This window comes from uncultured Campylobacter sp. (assembly GCF_938017615.1).
GTDB lineage: Bacteria > Campylobacterota > Campylobacteria > Campylobacterales > Campylobacteraceae > Campylobacter_B.
Window position 1 is genome coordinate 1 of sequence record NZ_CALIJA010000105.1, and the last position, 7622, is coordinate 7622.

Annotated in this window: 6 protein-coding genes; all 6 read right to left on the minus strand. The window is 48.3% G+C overall.

What is annotated here, in order from left to right; translation table 11 throughout:
- A partial coding sequence (locus tag Q0620_RS05550; protein ID WP_298783629.1) for a glycosyltransferase family 39 protein occupies positions 1-838 on the minus strand: 838 nt, incomplete at its 3' end.
- A gap of 2 nt (positions 839-840) precedes the next feature.
- The gene (locus Q0620_RS05555; protein ID WP_298783631.1) at positions 841-1539 is read right to left on the minus strand and encodes a 3-methyladenine DNA glycosylase; all 699 of its coding nucleotides are present in this window, start codon (positions 1537-1539) and stop codon (positions 841-843) included.
- Between the two features lie 118 nt (positions 1540-1657).
- The gene (locus tag Q0620_RS05560) at positions 1658-2641 is read right to left on the minus strand and encodes an ATP-binding protein (RefSeq protein ID WP_298783633.1); all 984 of its coding nucleotides are present in this window, start codon (positions 2639-2641) and stop codon (positions 1658-1660) included.
- Positions 2625-5585: a DEAD/DEAH box helicase gene (locus Q0620_RS05565; protein ID WP_298783635.1), complete on the minus strand. Its 2961-nt coding sequence runs from the start codon at positions 5583-5585 to the stop codon at positions 2625-2627. The genes Q0620_RS05560 and Q0620_RS05565 overlap by 17 nt, the downstream gene beginning before the upstream one ends.
- Positions 5585-6478 carry a M23 family metallopeptidase gene (locus Q0620_RS05570; protein ID WP_298783637.1) on the minus strand — a complete coding sequence of 298 codons (894 nt, stop codon included), beginning with the start codon at positions 6476-6478 and terminating at the stop codon, positions 5585-5587. Before Q0620_RS05570 ends, Q0620_RS05565 begins: the two co-directional genes overlap by 1 nt.
- The coding region (locus Q0620_RS05575) for a bifunctional folylpolyglutamate synthase/dihydrofolate synthase (RefSeq protein ID WP_298783639.1) at positions 6471-7622 on the minus strand (1152 nt) is incomplete at its 5' end. The genes Q0620_RS05570 and Q0620_RS05575, both read right to left, overlap by 8 nt.

Sequence of the window (7622 nt, forward strand, 5' to 3'; positions counted from 1 at the left end):
ATAGATATACAATATTTTTTCCAAAATATGCAAGAATTAATATTATAAAAAATTCCGATACGCTTATTGTTAATATCCGACTAAGCTCTGGTTCAAAAATAAATCTAGTCGCTATCGTCCATAGGCTTCCCTTTGAATCATTATCGGTTATGGATGAAGGATCGAAAGGCATTATAAAATTTATGAATGCAAAGAATATAGCAGTAAAGAATAGTAAAAATCCTATTCTTTTAAAATAATCTTTTACGCTACTAGATATAAAAGCATAAGATACAAAAAGACTTGCAAAAAGAACCAATCCCACATTTTGCTTTATGAAAAAAAGTAGGACTAAAAATAAAATTCCAAATATTTGATATATAACGCCTTGTTTAGGATTCTTATTTTTTATGGATTTTACTAGAAATAGTAGGGTAGAAAATTCTATGATGAAGACGTAGGTATGATAATCCTTCGGTATATATGTCTCCATACTAAACCATAAAAAACTAGCAAAAGTGGCTCCTATAGCACTAGCCGGTTTTGAAAAAAACTCCCTCAAAACAGCATAAAGCAAGATCACCTGTATCATTGCAGCTACTACACCGATGCAGGCAAAAGCAAAGAAATTTATCCCGAATATCTTTTGATAAAAGGCATTTATATAGACAAATAACGGAGTCCATGCCAGATAAAAATCTTTATTTATTACCTCGCCTCTATTTACTAAATAAGCATAGGTTTCCCACCAACCTTCTTGGAGTGAGAAGTAATGGTTAAATATCAGTAAATGTAATGCAAGCGTTATACAAAAGCAAAAAGCAACCATTAAATTTTCTAAAATTTTGGTGTTAAACATATCTACCTCAAATCATTTAAAATTATTTTCGCGCTCTCGTCGAAAATTTTACCTTTTAGATGTGCTTTGCAAAATTCCACTATAAGCCCGTGAAATAACGCATACACGCCGTTTTCGTTCTCCAGCTTCCCTGCTTTTGCCGCCGCATCGCAGGCAGAGTTGGCGGAATTTACAAACTCGTAGATCCGCCCAAATTCCAGCTCGCCAAGCCACGCGCTAAGCTCGTCGTAGCTTTCAAACTCATAGCCTAAAGTGCCGAGCAGCCGCGCCGAGTAGCTGTCCGCGACCATCACCGCGCGCTCGCACGCATAGCACAGGATCGCATCGCAGCTCTCCGCGCCGATCCCTTTGCGCGCTAGCAGCCACTCGCGGCTAACGCCTGATTTGAAGCTCTCAAAATCCCCAAAATCCGCGATCATCGCTTTGCAAAGCAAGCTTAGACGTTTAGCTTTTTGATTATAAAATCCGCTTACTTTGATGATCTCCGCAAGCTCCGCTTCCTCTAACCCAGCGATGCTTTCTAGGCTCAAAAGCCCCTTGCTGCGTAGGTTTTGCAGTGCCGCGTCAGCATTGCTCCACGCAGTATTTTGGATCAAAATCGCCCCCACGACCACCTCAAAGCTTCCAAACGCGGGCCACCAGCGAAAATCCTTGATTTTCACGGCGCGAAAAAGCGCGATAAAAAGCTCGGTCGCGCTCATTTCGCGCCTCCGAAATTTCTGGCATCGTTTTTAAAATTTCGCGCGGCGGCGGCGATTTTTTGCGTGCATTCCGGCACTGCAATAAAATTTACGCCAAATTTAAATTCGCGCGCCGTATTCATCTGCCGCCGCCTTTTAAATTTGCAAAAAATTCCTCGCTAAAGCTCAAGAAAAACTGCTTTGCCACGCGGCCGCTACGGCTTGCGCGAAGCATCGCAAACTCCCTCGCCTTTGCGTGCAACGCATCTAAATTTGTGGCGAAGCTCAAGCGAAATTCCGCCGCGCTCATACCTTTCGCAGCCGCAAAATAGGCATCTACGATCCCTAAATACTCCCGCATGCTCCCGCCGTAAAAGCTTAGCTGTAGCCCGAAGCGCTCGCTTAGGCTGATTCGCTCGTTCGCCGCGTCGCTTAGGTGCAGCTCGCCGCAGCTTATCTGCGCAGCGTCGTTGTCGCTTGCGCATTCGCCTACGATGTGGCGGCGATTGGATGTCGCATACATCAGCACGTTGTGCGGCGCACGCTCCAGCGAGCCCTCTAGCAGCGGCTTAAGGTGCTTGTAGCCGCTCTCGCCGAGCTCAAAGCTCAAATCATCGCAAAAGATGATAAATTTAAAGTTCGTTTCGCGGATCGCATCGATTATATCCACGAGATAGCCCAGATCGTCCCTGCCGATCTCAATGATCTTAAGGCCTTGCGGGATAAATTTAGAAAAAACCGCTTTTGCAAGGCTTGATTTGCCGCAGCCGCTCTCGCCCCACAAAAGTGCGTGGTTGGCGCTGCAGCCGCGTAGGAAGGCGTCAGTGTTTTTTATAAGAGCCGATTTTTGGCTCTCTAGCCCCACAAGCGCGTCAATACCCGTGAAATCGATATCGCGAACGATCTTTAGCGCCTTTTTATTCGCGCGAAAGACGGCGACCTGTGCCGTGCGCCAATCAATCGCGCTAAAATCGCTGAAATAAATTTGCTCGCCGGCGCCGCTCTGCGCGCTTTTTAGGACGGCTTGCGGCGCTAAATTTAAACCGCTCGCCGCGTTTAAATTTAGCTCTTCGCTTCTGCTTTTGCTCGCGCTTTTTTTGATATTTTCATCGCAAGTTCGCATTTTTTAGCTCCCTTCGCAGATAGATTAAAATTTCGTTTATCACGTCGTCATCGTCGCGCGTCTGTGCTTTTAATCGCACCTTATCGCCGTTTGCAAGGGTGATCAAGATATTTTCGTCCATGCTCGAAATCACGCGCAAGCCAAGCTTCGTAGCCAAAACCTTAATCATCATCACGTCGATGAATTGCTTAGTGTAAATGTCCGCGCGCCCGAAGCGATCCTCGATCTCGCCGAAAATTTCAAGCACTTCGCTCGCCTCTGCGCACTTGCTAAGCCGCCTGTAAAGATCCAGGCGCAGGCGATCCTCTCTGATAAATTCCGAGTTTAAAAAGGCGTTTACCGAAATTTTAAGCTCCACGCTCGCAGCGGCGCTTTTCCTGCTTAGCAGCTTGCCGATCTCCTCTTCGAGCATCTTTAGATAAAGCGAGTAGCCGATCGCTTCGATATGGCCGCTCTGCGCCTCTCCGAGCAAATTTCCGCCGCCGCGAATCTCCAGATCGTGATACGCTAGCACCGAGCCGCTGCCCAAAAATGAGTTGCTCTCAAGCGCTACGAGCCGTTTTAGCGCGTCCTGCGTAAGAGCGGTTTTATCCTCGATCAAAAAGTAGCAAAAGCCCTGTTTGTTGCTGCGCCCGACGCGGCCGCGCAGCTGGTGCAGATCGGCGATGCCGAATTTACCAGCGTTTTCGACAATGATCGTATTTACGCGCGGCATGTGGATGCCGCTTTCTACGATGCTGGTGCAAAGTAGCAGATCGTATCCGCCTGCTACAAATTTTAAAATTTCATCCTCCGTCGTTTTAGCGTCGATCTTGGAGTGCAAAATTAAAATTTTAAGGCTCGGCAAAATTTCAAGCAGTTTCTTTTTGGCGTTTTGCATCGTCGCGATGTGGTTATGGACGTAAAAAATCTGCCCGCCGCGTCGCAGCTCGCGCGAGATCGCCTCTTTTATGATCTTTTCGTCCCACTGCTTGACGAAGGTGCGCACGTCCAAGCGGTCCTGCGGCGGACTAAGCAACGTGGAGTAGCTTTTAATCGAGCTTAGCGCCATATTCAGGCTGCGCGGTATCGGCGTTGCGGACATACTAAGCAGGTGCGAGGCGGCGCTTTTCTCTTTGAGCCGCTCCTTTTGCTTAACGCCGAATTTATGCTCCTCATCGATGATTATAAGCCCTAAATTTGCGGGGTTTAAATTTAAAAGCGAGTGCGTGCCGACCACGACGATCGCCTCGCCGCTTTGCAGGCGCTTTAAAATTTCACTCTTTTGCCTCGCGCTGCTAAAGCGATCGAGCTTGAAAACGGAGATTTCAAACTCCCTAAAGCGCTCGCTAAGCGTAGCATAATGCTGCGAGCTAAGTAGCGTCGTAGGCACGAAAAACAGCACCGAATGCCCACTTCGGATGCAAGCAAAGATCGCATTCATCGCGACCTCGGTCTTTCCAAAGCCCACGTCGCCGCTAAGCAGGCGGTCCATCACCTTGCCGCTTTGCAGATCCGCCAAAATCGCACTTACCGCCTTTTGCTGATCGCTCGTATAGCTAAAGCCGCTTGCGCTTAAAAATTTCGCATAATCTGCGCTTTCGTTTTTGATGATGAGCCCCCGCACCAGCTCGCGCTTTGCCGCCAACGCAATGATCTTTGAAGCGATCGCAAAGAGCTTTTCGCGCACTCGCTCCTTGATTTTTGAAAAGCTCGCCCTGCCCAGATGATCCAAGCTCACCGCGCCGCCGCTTGCGACGTAGCGATCGATCTTATTTAGATACTCTACCGGCAGCAGCAGCTTGTCACCGCCCTCGTAGAGTAGGGATACAAACTCCTTGCTGCGCCCCATCACCTCGATGAGCTCAAGCCCGTTAAATTTAGCGATACCGTGATCTTCGTGCACGACAAAATCGCCCACGTTTAGCTCATCCAGAGCCAAGCTCGATCTTCGCATGCGCTTTTTAGGCGCCGCTTTGTTTAGCGAAAGGATGATCCGCTCGGCGCTTATTAAATTTACGACGAAATCCTCGCGTAAAATTTCGATATTGCTAAATCCGCTAAGATCAAACGGCGCAAGCAGGGCGTCGTTTCGCGCGATCAGCGTGATAGCCTCGCTGCGGTGAAATTCAAAAAATTCATGCGACGGCGTCACGGCGAGGTCTTTAAATTTACGCGCCGCGGGCAGTACCTCGATCGCGTCTAAAAAATCCAAATTGCGCTCGGAAAAAATTTCATCCTTTTTGATCTCGTGCAGCAAGACGCAATCAAACGCCTCCGTGTAATCGACGAAGCCATCGATAAACCAAAACCCGAGCGAGCCCAGATCGCGCGCTAGCGCGTCGCTATCCGCGCGCGATATCTTTTCGCTCACGCTCTCAAACTCATCCTCGCTTAAATTTGCCAAAAACGGCGCTATCTCGGTCTGCGCAAGTTCATCTTTTTCGCTTTTTTGCGTCGCGACGTCAAAGCGCCTGATACTCTCAACCCTCTCGCCGTCGAGCAGAATTCTAATCGCGCTTTCGCCGCCTACCGAAAAAATATCGATGATCTCGCCACGGAAGCTAACCTCGCCCATGCTTTCGACGATGTCGCGCACATCGTATCCAAGGCGTAAAATTTCCTCTTTCAGCTCACTTAAGTTTAATTCACCCCCAAATTTTATATTTAACGGGCGCAGATGGCTTGCGGCGGGGAGCTTATTTAGGATCGTGCGGACGGGAGAGATTAAAATTTTTTTGCCGCTTGCTTTGTAAAACGCGCTAAGAGCAGTGCTGATACCTGCTAGCTCACCCATGTAGCTACGCAGATCCTCGCCAAAGCTCGCTCTAAAATCTGGCAGGCAAAAGGCCGCGTAGCCCATAAATTTTAGCACCTGCTCGCACGCCGCGGCTTCCTTTTCATCCTCGCATATCAAAAGCTCTTTTTGGTTTTGCAAAAAGTATTCATAAACCTCGGCTTGCATTATTTAAACCTTTCGATCTGGTGCTGCACGACGTTTGCGATCTCCTGCCACGATACGTTAGGCTCTAAGGTCGAGATATTTTTGAAATTTTGCGCGTTCCAGCTCATAAAATTTGCAGGATCAACGCTTTGAGCCAAAAACCTAACTTCGTAATGCAGGTGCGGACCGGTGCTGTAGCCGGTGTTACCGCTATAGCCGATGAGATCGCCCTTTTTAACCCAAGAACCGGGCGTTACGATCGCGGAGCTAAGGTGGCCGTAGCGGGTTTCAAAGCCATAATTGTGCGATAGAATCACTAAAATTCCATATCCGCTGCCACTGCCGCCTGCAAACTGCACAAAGCCCTCTGCCGTCGCAAACACCGGAGTGCCCTCGCTTGCTCGCAAGTCAATGCCGTGGTGCATCCTCATAACGCCGCTGATTGGATGAGTGCGCATCCCAAAAGGGCTAGTGACGCCGCGATACTGCATCGGAAGTCCATTAGGCACAGCGCTAAGAATCGCGCTCGCCGTTTTTTCGCTAGCTGCGATATGCGCGCCGGAGCCCTTTTTACGCTCCTTTTTCATCTCATTCATCGCAAGCATTACCTGGATATCACTATCCAGCCCGCCTCCATCGTCTTCGCGTCCGTCCAGCTTGGCAAGCACCTCCTCGTTTTTACCCTCAAGGGCGATATTTTGCTCTTTTAGCGCGAGATTTTCGGCGTATAGGGTTTTGTTTAGCTCTTTTAAATTTGAGCGGTCGCTAGCGAGTTTAAAGATCGCAAAAAACAAAACTAGCAGAAAAATTACGAAAAACGCGGATAAAATTTTAAGCTGAAATCTAAAATTTTCGCCAAAATACAGCGTCTTGGTGCCAAAGTGATCGCTTAGGGTAAGTTTAGTTTTAGCCACGGCGCGCCTCAAGCCATAAAATGAAATTTTCTACCAAATGAAACGAGCCGAAAACCAAATACTCCTCGTCCGCTCTAAGCTCGCCGCGAAACGGCGAATGCGGAATTTTAAGCGCGTCAAGCGCACGGGTTATCGCCTCTGCTGCCATTTCGCGATCCGCAACCTCGTAGTTAAAGATCTCCACGCGCTCTACCACGGGTGCTAAAGTCCGTAGCACCGCGGCTACGTCTTTATCGGCAAAGGCGTTATAAATCAGCACGATCTTTTTGCCTCCGTAGATTTCGGTAATTTCGCGGGCGACTTGCTGTGCCGCAAGCTCGTTGTGTCCGACATCCACGCGTAAATTCGGCGCCAAAACTTCCATCCTGCCGCATAAATTTAGAGGCGGCAGCTGTGAAATTTCAAATTTCAAATTTAAAAATTTCATCGCGGCAAGCGCTAGGGCTAAATTTGAAATTTGAAATTTAGGCAGATTATTGTGCGCGCAAAACTCCGCGATCTGCGCTTGCTCGCTCTTGCTTAAAAGCTCTGCTGCAAACCTCAAATGAGTTCCTTTTTGCTCTGATATCTGCCGCGCGATACGAAGCGGAACCTCGCTCATCTCATCGCTTAAAATCGCTTCCTTATCCATCGTAATGAGCTTGGTGTGGGCGATCTGCTCTAGATTTTGTCCTAGCATACCCAAATGATCGGTGCCGATCGGCGTAAAAAGCGACAGCATGCGCCCAAAGCTCGACGTAGCGTCAAACTCGCCGCCCATCCCCGCCTCGATCACGCAGTAATCGCAATCCCTAAAAAGCACTGCCGCCGCAAGAGTGAGATACTCGAAATACGACAGGCTATCTTTAAACTCCGCGGGCAAGCTCTCTTGCAAAAACTCATGCGCGAAATCAAGCTCCTCATCCGTAGCATCGCGCCCTAGCGAAATGGGAGGCGAGCTTTGAGCGGATTTAAAATTTGATCCTAGCGGAGATTTAAAATTTTGCTCCGGCGAGAATTTTAAATTTTGCTCAGACGGCGATTTGAGATCTTGAGAATTCCATAAATTTTGTATAGAAGCAGAATTTTGCGTATCGATCGAATTTCGCGCGATAAAATTCTGCTTGCTACAAAAATTTTGCGTGGTAGAAACACAGTTTTGCAG

What these genes read in the sequence shown, in the direction of transcription:
- Q0620_RS05555 (WP_298783631.1), bottom strand. Translation starts at nt 1,539, where the DNA reads ATGAGCGCGACCGAGCTTTTTATCGCGCTTTTTCGCGCCGTGAAAATC.
- Q0620_RS05560 (WP_298783633.1), bottom strand. Translation starts at nt 2,641, where the DNA reads ATGCGAACTTGCGATGAAAATATCAAAAAAAGCGCGAGCAAAAGCAGA.
- Q0620_RS05565 (WP_298783635.1), bottom strand. Translation starts at nt 5,585, where the DNA reads ATGCAAGCCGAGGTTTATGAATACTTTTTGCAAAACCAAAAAGAGCTT.